This window comes from Exiguobacterium sp. BMC-KP (assembly GCF_001275385.1).
In the GTDB taxonomy this organism is placed as follows: domain Bacteria; phylum Bacillota; class Bacilli; order Exiguobacteriales; family Exiguobacteriaceae; genus Exiguobacterium_A.
The window spans coordinates 170,498-185,752 of sequence record NZ_LGIW01000012.1 but is presented as its reverse complement, the minus strand read 5'-3'; the positions used below and the strand labels follow the sequence as shown (position 1 = coordinate 185,752).

General features: G+C 46.1%; 18 protein-coding genes. 7 read left to right on the top strand and 11 right to left on the bottom strand.

The window, feature by feature from the left end:
- Positions 1-30: 30 nt before the first annotated feature.
- A complete protein-coding gene (locus tag ADM98_RS02475) occupies positions 31-1,422 on the bottom strand; it encodes a TrkH family potassium uptake protein (protein WP_053452109.1) in 1,392 nt (463 codons plus the stop codon).
- A gap of 160 nt (positions 1,423-1,582) precedes the next feature.
- On the opposite strand from ADM98_RS02475, the gene ADM98_RS02470 reads away from it, so the two are divergent.
- The 3 genes from ADM98_RS02470 to motB all read left to right on the top strand — a co-directional run bounded on the left by ADM98_RS02470 (position 1,583) and on the right by motB (position 3,448).
- The gene (locus tag ADM98_RS02470) at positions 1,583-1,822 is read left to right on the top strand and encodes a hypothetical protein (protein WP_023469697.1); all 240 of its coding nucleotides are present in this window, start codon (positions 1,583-1,585) and stop codon (positions 1,820-1,822) included.
- A gap of 98 nt (positions 1,823-1,920) precedes the next feature.
- Positions 1,921-2,706 (top strand): flagellar motor stator protein MotA, encoded by a 786-nt coding sequence (gene motA, locus ADM98_RS02465; RefSeq protein WP_053452108.1) that lies wholly within the window; start codon positions 1,921-1,923, stop codon positions 2,704-2,706.
- The gene (gene motB, locus ADM98_RS02460) at positions 2,681-3,448 is read left to right on the top strand and encodes a flagellar motor protein MotB (RefSeq protein ID WP_053452107.1); all 768 of its coding nucleotides are present in this window, start codon (positions 2,681-2,683) and stop codon (positions 3,446-3,448) included. The genes motA and motB overlap by 26 nt, the downstream gene beginning before the upstream one ends.
- 43 nt (positions 3,449-3,491) lie before the next feature.
- Here the strand turns inward: motB and ADM98_RS02455 are convergent, their stop codons facing one another.
- The 6 genes from ADM98_RS02455 to ADM98_RS02430 all read right to left on the bottom strand — a co-directional run bounded on the left by ADM98_RS02455 (position 3,492) and on the right by ADM98_RS02430 (position 9,280).
- Entirely contained in the window at positions 3,492-4,025 is a 534-nt protein-coding gene (locus ADM98_RS02455; protein WP_053452106.1) for a DUF420 domain-containing protein, read from the bottom strand.
- A gap of 3 nt (positions 4,026-4,028) precedes the next feature.
- Entirely contained in the window at positions 4,029-5,456 is a 1,428-nt protein-coding gene (locus tag ADM98_RS02450) for a dihydrolipoyl dehydrogenase family protein (protein WP_053452105.1), read from the bottom strand.
- Positions 5,453-5,830 carry a DUF1499 domain-containing protein gene (locus ADM98_RS02445; protein WP_029342907.1) on the bottom strand — a complete coding sequence of 126 codons (378 nt, stop codon included), beginning with the start codon at positions 5,828-5,830 and terminating at the stop codon, positions 5,453-5,455. The genes ADM98_RS02450 and ADM98_RS02445 overlap by 4 nt, the downstream gene beginning before the upstream one ends.
- Positions 5,831-5,940: 110 nt before the next feature.
- The gene (locus ADM98_RS02440) at positions 5,941-7,326 is read right to left on the bottom strand and encodes a sensor histidine kinase (RefSeq protein WP_053452104.1); all 1,386 of its coding nucleotides are present in this window, start codon (positions 7,324-7,326) and stop codon (positions 5,941-5,943) included.
- A complete protein-coding gene (locus ADM98_RS02435; RefSeq protein WP_053452103.1) occupies positions 7,323-8,015 on the bottom strand; it encodes a response regulator transcription factor in 693 nt (230 codons plus the stop codon). Before ADM98_RS02435 ends, ADM98_RS02440 begins: the two co-directional genes overlap by 4 nt.
- Before the next feature lie 20 nt (positions 8,016-8,035).
- Positions 8,036-9,280 carry a hypothetical protein gene (locus tag ADM98_RS02430; RefSeq protein WP_235504814.1) on the bottom strand — a complete coding sequence of 415 codons (1,245 nt, stop codon included), beginning with the start codon at positions 9,278-9,280 and terminating at the stop codon, positions 8,036-8,038.
- Positions 9,281-9,419: 139 nt separating this feature from the next.
- Between ADM98_RS02430 and ADM98_RS02425 the strand changes: the two genes are divergently transcribed.
- Positions 9,420-10,250: a Cof-type HAD-IIB family hydrolase gene (locus tag ADM98_RS02425; protein ID WP_053452101.1), complete on the top strand. Its 831-nt coding sequence runs from the start codon at positions 9,420-9,422 to the stop codon at positions 10,248-10,250.
- Between the two features lie 50 nt (positions 10,251-10,300).
- On the opposite strand, the gene ADM98_RS02420 is transcribed toward ADM98_RS02425, so the two are convergent.
- Complete coding sequence (locus tag ADM98_RS02420) at positions 10,301-10,960, bottom strand: uracil-DNA glycosylase (protein ID WP_200904876.1); 660 nt, start codon at positions 10,958-10,960, stop codon at positions 10,301-10,303.
- An 80-nt stretch (positions 10,961-11,040) separates the two neighbouring features.
- On the opposite strand from ADM98_RS02420, the gene ADM98_RS02415 reads away from it, so the two are divergent.
- Positions 11,041-11,766 carry a WecB/TagA/CpsF family glycosyltransferase gene (locus ADM98_RS02415; RefSeq protein ID WP_053452100.1) on the top strand — a complete coding sequence of 242 codons (726 nt, stop codon included), beginning with the start codon at positions 11,041-11,043 and terminating at the stop codon, positions 11,764-11,766.
- Positions 11,767-11,825: 59 nt separating this feature from the next.
- Here ADM98_RS02415 and ADM98_RS02410 read toward each other — a convergent pair whose 3' ends face one another.
- Complete coding sequence (locus ADM98_RS02410) at positions 11,826-12,458, bottom strand: NAD(P)H-dependent oxidoreductase (RefSeq protein WP_053452099.1); 633 nt, start codon at positions 12,456-12,458, stop codon at positions 11,826-11,828.
- 152 nt (positions 12,459-12,610) lie between these two features.
- Positions 12,611-13,069 (bottom strand): MarR family winged helix-turn-helix transcriptional regulator, encoded by a 459-nt coding sequence (locus ADM98_RS02405; RefSeq protein WP_029342913.1) that lies wholly within the window; start codon positions 13,067-13,069, stop codon positions 12,611-12,613.
- 171 nt (positions 13,070-13,240) lie between these two features.
- Here ADM98_RS02405 and ADM98_RS02400 point away from each other — a divergent pair, with 171 nt between their 5' ends.
- Complete coding sequence (locus ADM98_RS02400) at positions 13,241-13,501, top strand: hypothetical protein (RefSeq protein ID WP_053452098.1); 261 nt, start codon at positions 13,241-13,243, stop codon at positions 13,499-13,501.
- 17 nt (positions 13,502-13,518) lie between these two features.
- Positions 13,519-14,472 carry a LacI family DNA-binding transcriptional regulator gene (locus tag ADM98_RS02395; RefSeq protein ID WP_053452097.1) on the top strand — a complete coding sequence of 318 codons (954 nt, stop codon included), beginning with the start codon at positions 13,519-13,521 and terminating at the stop codon, positions 14,470-14,472.
- 54 nt (positions 14,473-14,526) lie between these two features.
- Here ADM98_RS02395 and ADM98_RS02390 read toward each other — a convergent pair whose 3' ends face one another.
- Positions 14,527-15,180: a C40 family peptidase gene (locus tag ADM98_RS02390; RefSeq protein WP_053452096.1), complete on the bottom strand. Its 654-nt coding sequence runs from the start codon at positions 15,178-15,180 to the stop codon at positions 14,527-14,529.
- Between the last annotated feature and the right edge of the window lie 75 nt (positions 15,181-15,255).

Sequence of the window (15,255 nt, the reverse complement as noted above, 5' to 3'; positions counted from 1 at the left end):
ATCGGAAGGTCGATTGGACTTTTTGATTAATTAGCCGATCAACATATTTTCTTTTGGATAACGAATCGTCCGGTCTCGTTGCGTCGCAAACGTGAACAGGATCGTCAACGATCCGACACGTCCGAGCAACATCATGAACATGATCAAGAACTTCCCAAAGCTGTTTAACTCCGGTGTCACATTCAATGATAGACCGACCGTCCCGAATGCGGAGACGGTCTCAAAGAACAGACCGATGAACGATAGGTTCGGTTGACTCAACGCAAGGAGCGTCGTGATCAAAGCGATGAATAACAAACTGAAGACAGCAATCGCATACGCTTTTTGGATCGCCTGTGCTTGAACCGTCCGTCGCATCAGAACGGTCTCACGCTGTCCTCGTAGATACGTCCAGACATTCTTTAGGATGACCGCTGCCGTCGTGACCTTGATCCCAGAACCCGTCGACGCTGAACCTGCTCCGATATACATCAAGACCATCATCAAACCGATCGAGAGCGGTACCATCGTCGTTAGATCGATTGTCTGGAAACCAGCCGTCCGTGTTGTGACGACTTGGAAAAATACGATGTGGAGCGCATGAAAGAACGACTCGTCTCGCAATGAGCCAAGATGAGACACCCATTCATAGAGCATCATCGCTAAGACACCGAGTCCGTTGATGACGAATAAAGATAGCACCATCAATTTCGAGTGCAGGGAGATTTTTTTGAAGCTTCGTTTTCCCGCGATATCAGCGATGACGGTAAAGCCTAATCCACCAATCATCAAGAGAGCGGCGATCGTCAGGATGAACGTCGTGTCCTGTTGGAAACCGATCAAGTTATCACCCCAAAGCGCGAACCCCGCATTGTTGAAGGCAGATACGGCGTGGAACAAACCGTAATAGAGTGCTTTTCCGAAGCTGTATTTGTATTGAATGAACAAATCAAGCGCAATCAAAAACATGCCGACGATCTCGACGAGAACTGTCGTGACGATGATGTTTCGAACAAGACGAATCGTTCCACCCGGACTATCGAGATTGAACATCTCTTGAATAATAATCCGCTGACGAATCCCGATCTTTCGTCCCGTTACGCTGAGCAAGACAAGCGCAATCGTCATGAATCCAAGCCCACCTACCTGAATCAAGAGCATCATGATGAGTTGACCGAGCAGATTAAAGGCTTCAGCGATATTAATCGTCGATAGACCCGTAACGGTTCCGGCAGAAGTCGCGACGAACAAGCAGTCAATGAAGGAAACATCTTGCCCCTCTTGTTGTGAAATCGGAAGCCACAATAAAAAACCACCTAGTAAAATCGTCAATGTAAAGCCCGTCGCGATGAAGCGTGCTGGTTTATCGAACAACTGATGGTACATCAATTCACCTAAACGCCCGAAGCGCGCCAGTGGTGAACGTCTTTTATGCGAGAACATCTTACTCCCCCTAGATTGTTTTCAGACAGAATTGTCTTTATCATACTCTCTTGAATTAAGAAGTTCTATCGAAATATGCAATCGACTAAACGTTTTCGTATTTTTTTGGTAAACTAGATAAAAGTGGACGTGTAATCATTAAAGGAGGTTGAGGGAAACAGTGGACCCTAAGACGGCTGATCATTCGATTGAGGATGTCTGGCGAAGGCTGGAACGGCAATCACAATGGATGCCTGCGCAATTGTATTATCAATTCGAGGAACTCTTATCATTACATTTGGAGCAACCAATTCTAAATGAATTGTATCAAGTGTTAAAAAAATACGATGTACTGACCGATATAGAGCGTGACGAACGAAACGAAAGCATTCAAATGCTAATCGACGAAAACGGCGCTTAATTCTCGGTTTTTGGATTTCCGAGCAGAAGAAGTGTCTTCTGCTCTTTTATTTTTCGTTCTTATACGGATTACATACAGAAAGGTGGCACACATCAATCATGGATATCGTGTCGATTATCGGGATCATCCTTGGTCTCATCACACTAGTCGGAGGTATGATCTTAAAAGGTGCGCCTCCAGTCGCTCTACTCAACCCTGCAGCCCTTGTCATCATCTTTGTCGGAACGGCAGCTGCCATCATGATCTCCTTCCCGAAGGAACGATTAAAAGTACTACCTGCCTTATTTAAAGTCATCTTTTTCGAACAAAAGCTGATGACAAAACAAGTGTTGCTCGGACAATTTCTGACACTCTCAACGCAAGCGCGTAAAGAAGGCCTCTTATCTCTCGAATCAGCACTCGAGGAAGTCGATAATGCCTTCATGAAGCGTGGCGTCATGATGGTCATCGATGGGCAGCCATCTGAATACGTCGAGGACGTCATGACTCGCGATCTCGAAAACATGACAGAACGGCATCACGCCAATGCAAACATCTTTACGCAAGCCGGAACTTATGCGCCAACGCTTGGGGTTCTTGGTGCCGTTGTTGGTCTCGTTGCTGCTTTATCCGATTTATCGGACATCGAAAAATTAGGTCACGCGATTTCGGGTGCCTTCATTGCGACGCTATTCGGGATTTTCACCGGGTACGTGCTGTGGTTCCCCTTCGCAACAAAACTGAAGCAAAAATCAGCAAGCGAGATTCAATTGTACGAGATGATGATTGAAGGGATTCTCTCGATTCAAAACGGTGAATCACCTAAAAACTTAGAGGATAAGCTACTTGTGTACTTGACACCGAAGGAGCGTGCAAATTATGAAGCGGAAAAAGAAGCCGCATGACGAACATATCTCCGAAGGCTGGTTGATTCCGTACGCCGACTTGTTGACTTTGCTTCTAGCCCTCTTCATCGTTCTCTTTGCTTCGAGTAATGTCGATGCTGTAAAACTAAAAGCAATGTCCCAGTCGTTTAGCTCCGTCTTCAACGGTGGATCAGGGATGATTACGAACAGTTCCCTTTCTTCACAAGAAGAAGAGGATTCAAAAAAACTCGATGCCCGGACAAAAGCACAAAGCTATGAAATTGCTGAGCTTGAGAAGATTAAAGAAGAAGCAAATCAATATATCAAAAATGAAAAACTCGAGAAAGACATCAAGGTTGAAATCACGAATGAAGGTCTTGTCTTTACGATTCGTGACCGGGCACTGTTCTCGCCAGCCCAGGCAGAAGTAAGAGGCCGATCCATTCAAATTGCCAAAGGAATGAGCGACCTTCTCGTCAAAGCCGGACAACGTCAGATTCAAGTCTCTGGTCATACAGATAACATTCCAATCAACACAGCTCAATATCCATCGAACTGGGAACTAAGCGCTGACCGAGCGATTAGTTTCATGCGTGCTCTACAACGGAATGCCAAACTTGAACCAAAACGTTTTACGGTTAGTGGTTACGGAGAATTCCAACCGATCGCTTCCAATCAAACAGAGGCGGGTCGTAGCCAAAATCGACGCGTTGAAGTATTGATTCGACCATTGATCGACTTAAAAGCGAACGTACTCGACGAAACAAAAGTGAAGTCCTAACCATAAAAAAATCCTTCGTGGCGAACTGCCACGAAGGATTTTTTTAATAATATGGACGAATCATGATATAGACGATGACACCGGTCAAACTGACGTATAACCAAAGCGGCATCGTAAAGCGCGTCCATTTCTTATGTTTCTCGAAATTTTGATTCACGGCATGTGCGAGTGACATCAAGACGAGCGGAACGATCACTGCCGCTAGTATGATGTGCGTAATCAAGATGAAGAAATAGACCGGACGCACAAAACCTTCGCCTCCGAATTTCGTTGATTCACTGACGGCATGATACGTGACATAAGAAATCAAGAACAACGTCGTCGTCGTCATCGCGCCACCAATGAAGCGACGATGGTTCACACGGTTCCCTCGACGAATCGAAATCCAAGCACCGAGCAACAGCATGAAGGTAAAACTATTAAAGATGGCATTGAAAAAAGGAAGTAACGTCCAGTCGAATCCTGAATCAACTTGTACGGGTGGTGCAAAGAATAAGAGCGCCACAAGCAAGTTGATGACGAGTGTCAACAAGATGACGAGCGGGACGAAATTCCGTTTAGTAGCAGGTTGTTGCATGAATCATTCTCCTTGTTTCCAGTCGAAATAACGTTTCAACCATTTTGGGATCGGACCAGCGAATAAACGTTCACGCCAGTAAATATCAGCAGCACGCTGAACGGCAGCACCACGAATCGGATACGGGTGGACGACGCGCGACAATTGACCGACCTTATCTTTACGTGCCATCGCATAGACGACTTCTTGCATCCATTCTCCAGCTTGTTCTCCAATCGCATGCGCTCCGATTAGTTTACCTCGTTTATCAGCGATGAGTTTGACGCGTCCTTCCGTCTGACCATTGATGACGAAACGATCGACTTCATCGAGACCTGTCTGATAGACTTTGATCTCGCCATGTTTCTTGCGTGCCTCTTCTTCCGTTAAACCAAGATGGAACAGCTCTGGTGTCGTAAATGTGACCCATGGGACCGCCCGATAATCAGGCTTCGTCCGTAGACCGAATAAAGCATTCGTGACGACGGTTTTTCCTTCGAGTCCTGCAACATGCGTAAAGGGAAGCGAGTTGATCGTATCCCCGACCGCAAAGATGTGTCGCTGACTTGTCCGAAGTGAACCGTCAACTTGAACGAATCCTTTCTCGACGTGCACACCAGCGCGGTCAAGACGTAGCGCATCGATGCGCGGCTTCCGACCAACAGCCACAAGAACGGCATCTGTTTCGATGACACGTGATTCGCCGTTTGCTTCAACTGTGACTTCAATGCCTCCCGCTGACTTGCGGACATGTGTGACCTTCGTATCGAGATGTAACGTCAATTCTTGTTCGAGCTGGCGTTGAATGACTTCGACCATGTCACGATCTTCTTTTCCGAGCAACGTCTTCATGCCTTCGATGATTGTGACTTCTGTTCCGAGATGCGCGTAAGCTTGCGACAACTCAAGACCAATTGCACCACCACCGATGACGAGGAGACGCTCGGGACGTTCCGTCAATTCAAAGATCGTCTCGTTCGTTAAATAATCAATCGTATCAAGTCCTTCAATCGGTGGAATAATCGGTTGAGACCCAGTCGAGATCGCAAACTTCTCACCAACGACAAGCTGTCCTGCCACTTCGACTTCGTGTGCACTAAGGAATGTCGCTTCTCCGATGTAGACATCGACACCCAAGTCCTCGAACCGTTTTGTTCCATCATGTGATTGAATGATGTTGCGCGCTCGATCAACACTTGCTTTCGTTTTTGAATAGACGGCATCTCCATTCAACGTTACGTTATACTTCTCTGCCGTCCGTTTCATGACATGTACATCGTGTGCTGCTTCAATCAACGCTTTTGAAGGCACACAACCATAGTGAAGACAATCTCCACCTAGATGTGTATGGCGTTCGATCAAGGCAACATGTGCACCAAGACTTGCTGCACCAGCAGCGATCGTCATTCCTGCTGCACCGCCACCAATGACAACTAATTGATAGTTCTTCATCGTGACCCCTCCTCATAACGGCGTGTAATGTCTTCCATGCGTTTACGGTTGACACCCCAGTCAGAGTACCCGACACGTGACGCAGAACGGAAATGAATCACTTGTGCCGCTTCATCGAAGTAAAATTCGACGTCATCCTTGAAACGAAAGACTTTACTTGTGAAGATGGCATGAATGTATGTCCCTTCTTCCTTGACGACTTTGACGCGGTCGAGGCTTTGAAGGATACGTAATAGTTGAAACTTCGAATCTGCAAGCGTTCCTTTAAACGGGAGCGGTCGCATTTTCATTTCTTGTAGATCGGTTTGAGTAGATACCGCGTTCGGTTTTCCGGAGAGCGGTTGAAGCGTACCATTTGAAACACCAAGTGCCATGACTGATTCCTCCGTTTCCTATCATCTGATCCATTTCGTACTATAATCCATTTCGTACTATAATCCATTTAACTTTAACAGTTTCTGTTTCACTCTGCCCGTCTCAGTGTTTACGCTTTCGTGACAGGTAGCAGAATCGTTGCGATGACGCCACCTTCCGGCTGATTATCAATGAATAGCTTACCTTCATGTGCTTCGACGAGTTCTCGACAAATCGATAGACCGAGTCCTGTTCCGCCCTTTCCTTTTTGCACTTGATAGAACTTTTCTGTGACATGACGTAAGTGCTCTTTTGGAATACCAGGACCTTCATCGCTGAAGGAGAGGAACAACACACGCTCCGAACGAACAAGGCGAATGGTAATCGTCCCGTCGATCGGTGAAAAGCGAATCGCATTATCGAGCAGATTCAAAAAGACTTGCTTCAGTCGGTTTTCGTCGTACAGACCGACGACTTGTGACGGTAACTTCTGTACGATTTGGACATTTTTTTCTTCTAACTTTTGACGAAGTTGCGCCGTCACGGTCTCGATGATTTCCGTCAAGTTGACTTCTTGACGGTATAAGACGAGACGACTTGTCTCGAGTTTTGAGAAGTCTAGCAACTGCTCGACGAGCGAAATCAAACGTTCCGTCTCCGAATGAATGATCCCCATACCAAGCGATGCCTCTTCCGGCAACTGATCCTGTTCGACGAGTAATGTCTCGCTCCAGCCTTTGATTGATGTCAATGGCGTCCGTAATTCATGGGAGATACCAGAAATGAATTCATCTTTCAGCGTTTCCTGTTGTTTGATCTGTTGCCCCATATAATTAATCGTCCGTGCTAGTTCTCCAAGTTCGAACGAATACTCCTCGTTCACCTTGACGTCATAGTGCTGTTTCGCGATTTGATCGGACGCACCGATGACTTCCTGAATCGGTCGAACAATCGACGAAACAAGACGTGAGGAATAAATGAAGGCAAGTCCCCAGATTACTGTACCCAGGAGGACAATCGCTAAACAAATTTCGATCACACGCCGGTCAATCCGCTCAAGGGAAGTCGTATAACGAAGTGCTCCCGTCGTCTGACCGAACGAAACGACAGGTTCCGTCACCTCAAGCAAATGTTCCCCTGTCGCCTCATCGTCGTAGCGCTTCGTGACGGTCTGTCCGCCTCGCACTTGATTGACTGCCTCACGCGTCAATTTACGTTCTGAGATGAATCCGGTCGAGGAGTAGCGCGGAATACCCGTCGCATCCAAGACTTCGATTTCTGCGTCCGGATAGGCATAGGAATCCAACACATCATGAATCGTTGCTTCAGAATCCGTGTAATCGTAAGCAAGACCGCTATTCGCAAACAAAACGGCACTCGCGTTCGCATGGCGCTTTAAGACATCTGTCGCCGTTACGTAGTAGTAGTTATAGGTTACGAACGAAAGAATCCCGATGACAAGTAAGACTGTCACCGTGATGATCGTCATGAACCGCATCAATATCTGGCGCTTCATTCTTCGTTACGCCACTTGTATCCATGTCCCCACAATGTCTCGATGAACTTAGGTTCTGCTGGATTCTCTTCGATTTTTTGACGCAGACGGCGAATGTTGACATCCACTGTCTTCCGGTCGCCAAAGTAGTTCTCGCCCCATACCGCATCGAGTAATTCATCACGTGACATGACCTGGTCTTCATTCTTAATAAAGTGACAAAGCAAATCATATTCTGTCGGTGTTACTTCGACATCGATACCTTCTTTTTGGACACGCTTCGCACCTAAATCAATCCGGAACGGTCCAGAAACGAGCTCACGCGGCTGTTTCCGACGACGTAACGTCTCTACGCGTCGCAAGAGCGACTGGATGCGCGCGAGTAATTCTGCTGGACTGAACGGCTTCGCGATATAGTCGTCCGCCCCGACGCTTAGTCCCATGACTTTATCCTCTTCTCGCGTCCGTGCCGTCAACATGATGATACCAACGACTTCATCCTTCGCCCGTGCCTGTTCACAGACAGCAAAACCGTCGACTTCTGGCATCATGATATCGAGTAACAGAATATCAAACGTTTGTTGATCAAATTGAGCAAGTGCTTCTTTACCATTTTCCGCTTCGATGACATCATAGCCTGCCCGTTTCAAATTAATGACAATGAAACTGCGAATCGCATGTTCATCCTCGGCTACTAGTATTTTGGTCATTCTCTTTTCCCCCTGATTCTTTATTCCACGAGTGTGACACGATTGACAAAACCTTCATAATCCTTCGTCGCATCAATCACATAGACATAATCGATACCTTCTTTGATTTTTCTTTTTTGATCACTGGCAATGTATTGATTCTTCGGAATGATTTCTAATTCGAAATCAATCTGTTTCGTTTCCTGATTAATGAAACGAACTCGATTTTCGCGTTTTTCGATCGTTTCACGTGTCGCCCAGTTAGCAGGGAAACGCATCACGAAATTGTATTCTTGATCAATGTATTGTTCTTCCCGCAGTTCGAAGCCACTTTCAAGAAACGGCGGATTGTTCGATCCATTCCATGTATAGTATGCCGTGATGCGTGGTCTTGATTCACCCTCACGCCCCTTACTATCTTCAGGTGTATATTGATGACCGAACTCAACGATTCCATCTTGATCGACATCTTTCGGGAACGTATACATCGGTTCAACGATTTCATCGACCTGACCGAAACGCACCTGTTCCAACGTACTATTCGCTAAACGGAATAATGAGATGTGCATTTTAGCATCTCGTGTATACGAAACGATCAAGCCTTTATTACGAGCAGCATTGATCGTATCCACTTCAAATAAATCATGTTCTGCAAATAAATCGCCGTCTTGCGTCGAAAGCGTCGTCTCTTGGTTCTTTTTCGACAAAATATCTTTATAATAAATCAAACGAGATGGACTGCCCTTTTGCAGGAGCACCATATCCCGCTCTCGATCTTGATTCAAATCAGCCACTGACAAGCGATCGTACTGATCGACTTTTGTGACGTTCCGTTGTTTTGACAGCAACTGCTCAATGATATACAACGTATTTTCACCATAGCTCGTAATCCCGATGACTAGATGATTTTGTTTATGTCGCGGGTCGGCTACGACTTCGAGTCGATCGATGGCGCGACCATCTGCAACTATCTGTCGTGTCACGAGTCGCCATTTTTCGCCTTGCCGTTCATGGACGAGAAGATGAATCGTGAATCGTCCCTCTTGCTCGCTACGATAGAAAGTAATCGCCTCGTCTTTACCGTTCTGGTCTAAATCGATGAGTTCATATAAACGTGACACTGCTTGATTACGTGGCGCCACGATTTCTGCCTGTTTCGGTAAATCAATTTCGATTCGTTCTTTTAACGACTGCTCCCATGCCGGAAGAGACGGATGTTCGAGTAGAGAGGCTGGGTGCGGAAACATCGTATTACATCCCGCTAATAATAGACTTGATATGATCATGAAGAGATATTTCATAAAGTTGAAATCCTTTCCGTACGGGCTCTGTTTCCACTTTATCACACTCTCTTCGAGGAGAGTATATTGTCGAACGGGAGACAAGTTGTTACGATATACAGATAATTGAAAGGGGTTTGAATGTATGACGTACAAAATGATTGTTCTCGATTTAGATGATACCTTGTTGACAAGTGACCATACGATTTCATCACGCACAAAAGAAGCATTGCTCGCTGCTCAGCGTCGTGGCAAGAAGGTCGTCCTCGCTAGTGGTCGTCCGACTTTCGCGATGCTCGACCTTGCAAAAGAGCTTGAACTCGCTCGATACAGAAGTTATATTCTGAGCTTCAACGGAGCCTCGATCATCGATTGCCAAACGAACGAATCGCTCTTCCTCAGTACCCTTTCTCCGGAGACAGTCCATCGTCTCGACGATTTAAGTAAACGAGAAGGTGTCTATATCCACACGTATGTCGGACATGAGATTCTGACAGAGCAACCGAACGAGTATACGACGCTCGAAGGACAACTGACTGGTATGGACGTCATTCCCGTCACTGATTTTAAAGCGGCGATTCAAACACCTGTCGTCAAGTGTTTGATGATGGCAGAAGAGACAAAACTTGCTCGTGTCGAGCAGACACTTCAACAAGAACTGGCTGGTGAACTCGCAGTCGCACGCTCAAAGCCATTTTTCCTCGAATTCACGGAAGACGGTGTCACAAAAGGAACAAGTCTTGCCTTATTGTCTAAAAAACTAGGAATCGCTCAAGAAGAAGTCATCGCCTGTGGCGATGGGAACAACGACTTATCGATGATCGAATGGGCGGGTCTTGGCGTCGCAATGGCGAACGCAGCCGATACCGTCAAAGAAAAAGCACAGTACATGACAGCTTCGAACGATGAAGACGGTGTTGCTCTCGTCGTCGAAAAGTTCATGATGGATGAAGAACCAACTGTTTCAAACCGTTAAGCAAACCAAAAAGCGTGTGTTCCGCATTCAACGGAACACACGCTTTTGATTTAGGATAAACACCAATCGATTGGCTCTCTTCCCTGCTCTTTGAGCCAGGCATTCGTCTGTGAATAAGGTTTACTACCGAAAAATCCACGACTCGCTGATAACGGACTTGGGTGTACCGCTTCGAGAACAAGATGACGATTCGTATCGATCAATGCCTTCTTACTCTTCGCGTGATTCCCCCATAGGATGAACACGATCGGTTGCGTCTGTGTGCCTAATACTTCGATGACCCGGTCCGTAAACTGCGACCAGCCTTTTTTCGCATGCGACCCCGCTTTCCCTTCTTCAACCGTCAATGATGTATTCAGTAAAAATACACCTTGTCGCGACCAGGATTCTAGATTCCCAGATGTCGGCGCGGAGCAACCGATATCCGTCACCAGTTCTTTGTACATGTTTCGGAGGGATGCGGGAATCGGAACACCGTCATGAACGGAAAAACTTAGTCCATTCGCCTGACCTGGACCATGATAGGGATCTTGTCCTAAGATGACGCACCGGACATCTTCTGGAGCAACCGCATCAAACGCATGAAAAATCCGATCTTTCGGAGGATAGACGGTCGTCGTTTGATAAGCTTCCTTTAGAAACGTCCAGAGCTCCTGAAAGTATGGTTTTTCCTTTTCTTCTTTTAACACCGTTTGCCAAGATGGATGCACGTGAATCCGCTCCTTTTTCAGTCTCAAGTCGCTGTTCGTCCGTCTTGATTCTGCTATGATGGATGATGAGGTGGAAAACTATGATTCAGACAAAACAATTATTCGGACTACCATTCGTGGATGCCACACCTTCGCAATGGTATACCCATATTAAAACAATCTTACACGATCGAGGAAAAGCCTTTCTTGTCACAGCTAATCCTGAGCTCGTGTTGCGTGCACTGCGCGAACCTTCATATGAAGCCATCTTACGGCGAGCAACATTCATCACTCCGGACGGAATCGGTGTGACTGCTGCTAGCAAGCGGATGGGATCTCCTTTAACAGCGACGTTGCCTGGAATCGAGACGGCGCGTGAACTCTTACGGACGGCAGATGCACTAAAAAAGCGTGTTTTTTTGCTTGGTGGACGTCCGGAAGTCATGAAATCGCTGATTCGCCAACTATCGATTCGTTTTCCGAACATCCGCTTTGTTGGAACATTTCATGGTTTTGGTAAGACAGAGGAGGCTACACGGGCGATTGTAGAAGCAGATGCCGACCTCGTTCTTGTCGCACTCGGTGCCCCAAAACAAGAAGAATGGATTGCTTCCGTTTACGATCAAGTCGATCATGGCATCTTCATCGGTGTCGGCGGTGCATTCGATGTCTGGTCCGGACATAGTAAACGCGCTCCAAAACTATTTCGTCGCCTAAAACTGGAATGGCTCTATCGTATCTCGACTCACCCACGTGGCTTTGAGAAACTGAAAGATTTGTTACTTTTTCTGACGCTCGTCCTTCGAAAAAAGTCGACGCTTTCTTAAATCATCCGTACACAAAAAAGGCTCTCGCAAATGCGGGAGCCTTTTTTGATGCGCTTGTCTTACGCGTTGACAGTCGAGAATGAACGACCGAGTTCTTTCGCTTTTGCGATTGCTGCTTCTTTGATTTCTTCTGCTTTTTCTGGGTTCATTGCCATACCTTCGATGAAGAGTGCATCGTAGTCTGTTACGCCAGTGAAAGCAAGTGCTTGACGGAGGTAGTCGTCACCGAAGTTAAGACCAGATCCTGCGTAAACGCCACCTGTCGCTTGGATGTGGAGTGCTTTTTTGCCTTCCATCAAACCTTTAGGACCTTCTGCAGTGTAAGCGAATGTTTTACCTGCAAGAAGTACGCTGTCGATGTACATTTTGAGACGTGCTGGGAAAGAGAAGTTCCACATTGGTGTAACGAAGACATACTCATCTGCTTCCATGTATTGCTCGAGATGTTTTGTCATCGTACCGACTTTTGCGATCTCCACTTCTGTTAATTCTTCGCCTGTTGCGAATTTGCCCCATGCGCTAAGGACGTCTGTATCGATTTCTTGGACTGTTTCGTTGTATAGGTCAAGAACTTCTACTTCAGCCGAAGGATTCGCTGCTTTGTAGCTTTCGAGGAATGCTTCACCGACTTGAAGGCTGAATGAATGTTCTGTAGCTTTCGGGTTAACAGTTACATAAAGTAATTTAGTCATTATTATTTCTCCCTTTTATTTAAAGTAAATTCTGTAACTAAACATACCAACCGTCTTTTCGTTTGTCAATTAGTTTGACTTTCAATTCATAAAAAAAGCCCAAGTCGACGACTTGGGCTTCCTCAATTCTATAATCCTATGAGTGCTAATCCTTATACATTTTCGAGCGGCGTATAATGTTCGGCTCGTAAACCGATTCGTTTCAGCTGATCAATCAACTGTTCCTTTTCAGAAACCGACAAATCCTTGAATAAGTCTGCTAAAAAGGCTTCATGTTTCGGGAATGTTTCTTCCATCAGTTCGCGTCCAGCTTCTGTTAAGGTTCCAAACGTGACACGACGATCTGTCGCACATGATTTTCGCGCAATCAATCCACGCTTTTCAAGTTTATCAACGACATAGGTCACACTGCCGCTTGTTAACAGAATCTTATCGCCAATCTGTTGTAAAGGCGTATCCCCTTTGTGGTACAGCAATTCAAGAACTCCGAATTCTGATAAATTCAACTGATGTGTTTTGATGTCTGCCTTCACTTGTTCCGTCACCGCATGCATCGTCCGAGATAGAACAACGAGCATTTTCAATGCCAGCTTCGAGTCTGTCGATTCCATTTTACGTTCGCCCCTCTTTGTGTTGTATCGTCACAATCATAGACTTCTTTGTCTACCTGGTCAATTCTTGTTGAATTTTTCCAAACGATTTATATCTCACAAATAGTTCTTGCCGTGAAACGCGTTTCATAGCCTATCGTCTTGATATACACTAAAAAGGAGGTAATCATCATGTCGATCCATACACGGTTAACCGAGCTATTTAAGCACAATGTAGCGTTTGAGTGGGCTATTGAACAATTGCATACACCAGCAGGCTATTATTTATGCCAGCACACGTTGGTTGATCAATACCCTGATTTGTCTCCTCAAGAAAAAATACGACTACTCTCAAAAATTAATGAACTAGCCGAACAGTCAGCTTCATTCACGGCTCCCGTCTCTCGACAGGATTGGCGCCGACTTGAACGACGATTATCTCGTAAGATGTAATCCAGGAGGGATACGCGATGACGAACATCCGAGACTTGGCACGCGAAGCCAACGTGTCTGTTACGACAGTCTCACGTGTACTAAATGATCACCCTTACGTAGCAAATGATAAACGGCAAGCTGTCCGAGAAGCGATTGAAAAACTTGGATACATTCGAAATCAGACTGCCGTCCATCTATCGACGGGTATGACGAAAACAGTCGGAGTCATGCTTCCGTTCGTTGATCATCCGTACCATGCTGCCATTCTTCAAGGCATCGCGCAAGCTGCTTTTGACGCCAGTTATCGTTTCTTGACGTGGCAAACGAATTATGTGGAAACGCATGAGCAACTAGCTCTTGATGCGCTCGCTCAACAGGAGATCGATGCACTCATCGTCGTCTCGCACAGTCTTCCTTTATCAGCGATTCTGCCATACGAACGTTATGGACCAATTGTCTTTTGTGAACACCACGAAGACGTCGCTGCCGTCTATATCGATCATTACATGGCCTTTCAACAAGGACTTTCACATCTGCGACAGCAAGGGCATAAAAGCATCGGAATTTGTCTTGGACGACCTGACAGTACGAATAGCCTGGCGCGCAAGCATGCGTATCAAGAAGTTGTCAGTGACGAATTCGTCTACGAACAAACCTTGACGATCGAAGATGGTGCGACCGTCGCGAGGCGCTGGATGCAACAAAAACAACGACCGACCGCTATTTTGACCGCAAGCGACCATGTCGCAGCGGGTCTCATTTTAGAACTACGAAAACAAGGTTACCAGGTTCCAGGAGATCTTTCGGTGATCGGTTTTGACGGAAGCGAACTTGCTGAAGTCTTATCGATGACGACGATTGCGGTTCCATATGCGACGATTGGACGACATGCTTTTCAACTAACAGTTCGAAAAGATACGAGTGCTCGTCCACAAATTGAAGTTCCCTCGATGTTCGTTTCTGGAACGACCGTCCTGCCTCATACATGAATCCATATAAAAAAGCGACGAGTTCATCGATTTGAATTCGCCGCTTTATTTTGTTTAAAGTGTTCCTGCCGCTACATACCGTGATCCCCAATAGCCGCCACGGAACGATTCTTTGACGACTCTTCCATAGTACGAGTTCGCATTGATCATCGTACTGCCATCAACAGCGATCCCAACGTGCTGAATACCACTACCGTGTGTAAAGAAGACGAGGTCCCCTGCACCAGGAGCTGTACGTTTCGTCGATGAATACTGAGCAGCTGCCGTACGCGGAAGTGATTTCCCAAGCGCTCGATAGACGTAACTTGTGAACCCTGAGCAATCGAAGCTAACTGGTCCTGTCGCACCAAAAACATAAGGACGTCCTTTAAGACCTTCCGCTACCGATACGATTGTTGCCCCTGTTTTGCTCAATCCTTTTGTTGCTTTAGCGTTATATGCTTTCGTGTATGTAGATGCGATGTAGGCAGCTTTCCCTTGATGACGAATTTGATACCATTCTTTGACCTGACCCACGACTGTCACGGCTTGACCGAGTTTCAATTGTCCAACTCGTTTACTAGATACAGCAGCTTTTGCACGAATATTCAATACATCCACCGATACAACTACTTTTTTACTTGTTGCAGCTTGCGACGATGACGGAACGAGCGTCCAGCTACTGATCAGTAACGTTAAAGTTAACAAAACACGAGTGACAGCTTTCATGGGTTCATTCTCCTCTTATGTATAAGTATGATGTGCATTTGAATTGTCAGATAATTTATGTTCTTATCCTATCAT

What these genes read in the sequence shown, in the direction of transcription:
- ADM98_RS02425 (WP_053452101.1), top strand. Translation starts at nt 9,420, where the DNA reads ATGACGTACAAAATGATTGTTCTCGATTTAGATGATACCTTGTTGACA.
- ADM98_RS02395 (WP_053452097.1), top strand. Translation starts at nt 13,519, where the DNA reads ATGACGAACATCCGAGACTTGGCACGCGAAGCCAACGTGTCTGTTACG.
- ADM98_RS02450 (WP_053452105.1), bottom strand. Translation starts at nt 5,456, where the DNA reads ATGAAGAACTATCAATTAGTTGTCATTGGTGGCGGTGCAGCAGGAATG.
- ADM98_RS02415 (WP_053452100.1), top strand. Translation starts at nt 11,041, where the DNA reads ATGATTCAGACAAAACAATTATTCGGACTACCATTCGTGGATGCCACA.
- ADM98_RS02455 (WP_053452106.1), bottom strand. Translation starts at nt 4,025, where the DNA reads ATGCAACAACCTGCTACTAAACGGAATTTCGTCCCGCTCGTCATCTTG.
- ADM98_RS02475 (WP_053452109.1), bottom strand. Translation starts at nt 1,422, where the DNA reads ATGTTCTCGCATAAAAGACGTTCACCACTGGCGCGCTTCGGGCGTTTA.
- motA (WP_053452108.1), top strand. Translation starts at nt 1,921, where the DNA reads ATGGATATCGTGTCGATTATCGGGATCATCCTTGGTCTCATCACACTA.
- ADM98_RS02445 (WP_029342907.1), bottom strand. Translation starts at nt 5,830, where the DNA reads ATGGCACTTGGTGTTTCAAATGGTACGCTTCAACCGCTCTCCGGAAAA.
- ADM98_RS02430 (WP_235504814.1), bottom strand. Translation starts at nt 9,280, where the DNA reads ATGATCATATCAAGTCTATTATTAGCGGGATGTAATACGATGTTTCCG.
- motB (WP_053452107.1), top strand. Translation starts at nt 2,681, where the DNA reads ATGAAGCGGAAAAAGAAGCCGCATGACGAACATATCTCCGAAGGCTGG.
- ADM98_RS02435 (WP_053452103.1), bottom strand. Translation starts at nt 8,015, where the DNA reads ATGACCAAAATACTAGTAGCCGAGGATGAACATGCGATTCGCAGTTTC.
- ADM98_RS02390 (WP_053452096.1), bottom strand. Translation starts at nt 15,180, where the DNA reads ATGAAAGCTGTCACTCGTGTTTTGTTAACTTTAACGTTACTGATCAGT.
- ADM98_RS02400 (WP_053452098.1), top strand. Translation starts at nt 13,241, where the DNA reads ATGTCGATCCATACACGGTTAACCGAGCTATTTAAGCACAATGTAGCG.
- ADM98_RS02405 (WP_029342913.1), bottom strand. Translation starts at nt 13,069, where the DNA reads ATGGAATCGACAGACTCGAAGCTGGCATTGAAAATGCTCGTTGTTCTA.
- ADM98_RS02440 (WP_053452104.1), bottom strand. Translation starts at nt 7,326, where the DNA reads ATGAAGCGCCAGATATTGATGCGGTTCATGACGATCATCACGGTGACA.
- ADM98_RS02410 (WP_053452099.1), bottom strand. Translation starts at nt 12,458, where the DNA reads ATGACTAAATTACTTTATGTAACTGTTAACCCGAAAGCTACAGAACAT.